This window comes from Xenorhabdus griffiniae, from assembly GCF_015163655.1.
Lineage (GTDB): Bacteria > Pseudomonadota > Gammaproteobacteria > Enterobacterales > Enterobacteriaceae > Xenorhabdus > Xenorhabdus griffiniae.
This window is the reverse complement of the sequence record NZ_JADEUF010000269.1, coordinates 1-1,054: the sequence shown is the minus strand read 5'-3', so window position 1 is coordinate 1,054 and position 1,054 is coordinate 1. Positions and strand designations below refer to the sequence as shown.

Here is a 1,054-nt window from a genome sequence, read left to right as displayed (position 1 = left end):
TTCATGGGGGCGCAACCCCGCGAACAGCGTGTGTACTATCTGGTCGTTAGTGTTATAACGGTAGCGGGTTTGCCCCCAATTGTCGTCAATAACCCGGACATTATGCGCCCGGTCATATTGCCAGCTCCGGTTGACGGCGGTCGCCTGGGGCGGAAAATGTGGATCGTTTTGTGACAGCGCCTCTTGGAAAAAGGCGCTGTCCCGTCCGGCTGACTGATGGGCCAGTAAACCCGTTGCGGTGTAGCGGCTGGCAAGAATAAACCCATTGGCACTTTCGCGCACCGTTTCCCGTCCCAGTGTATCATGCCGGAGTGTCAGTGGGGTATGCTGGTTAAACTGGAAATGATTCAGCGCGCCTGATAACGGGTGATAGCCAAAGTGCAGGGTGTGACCATCCAGATTTTCACTGATCAGCCGCCCGGTCAGGCTGTCCCATTCACGGGTGATTTCCCGCCCGTTGATACGCTCACAAATCGGCAGACCCGTGGTCTTGTCATACTCATATTCCACCACGGCATCGGCATTAGCGGCTTTCACCAGCTGATGCCGTTGGTTGTATTCGTACGTGGTGGTGGCCTTCAGTACCCACTGATTTTCTTCTGGCTGCCCGCTTTCCTGTCTGACCAGCAAGCCCGCCGCGGAATAGTGCCAGCGGAGTTGCTGCCCATCGGGGTATTGCACCTGGGTACGGCGCCCCAGTTATTCCAGGGTGCGGCCGGTAAAATCGGTTTCGCGGATAATCTGCCCGGCCGCATCCCGTTCATAACGGTAAGTTTCGCCGGTGGAAGCCGTGACCGATTGCAGGCGGGTCAGGCGATCATAGCCAAAGTGCAGCGTGGTGCCATCGGGCCGGGTCACCTGCGTCAGCAGGTCAAATGCGCCGTATGTGTAGCGTGTGGTGTGGCCTTCACCGTCAGTGGCGACCACCACGCGCCGCTCACTGTCATAGGCCAGTTGCTGGGTGACGCCATCGGGCAGGGTGATTTCGGTCAGACTGCCATTGAGGCTGGCATGGGCATCACTGTAATGGTAATGGGTGTGCTGTTTCAGGGCA

Annotated in this window: 1 protein-coding gene and 1 pseudogene; both read right to left on the bottom strand. The window is 57.9% G+C overall.

Annotated features, from left to right (window positions below; genetic code table 11):
- Positions 1 to 681 (bottom strand): annotated as a pseudogene (locus tag IQ211_RS19825) (RHS repeat-associated core domain-containing protein); the annotation flags it as partial.
- 18 nt (positions 682 to 699) lie between these two features.
- A partial coding sequence (locus tag IQ211_RS19820) for a hypothetical protein (RefSeq protein ID WP_228011631.1) occupies positions 700 to 1,054 on the bottom strand: 355 nt, incomplete at its 5' end.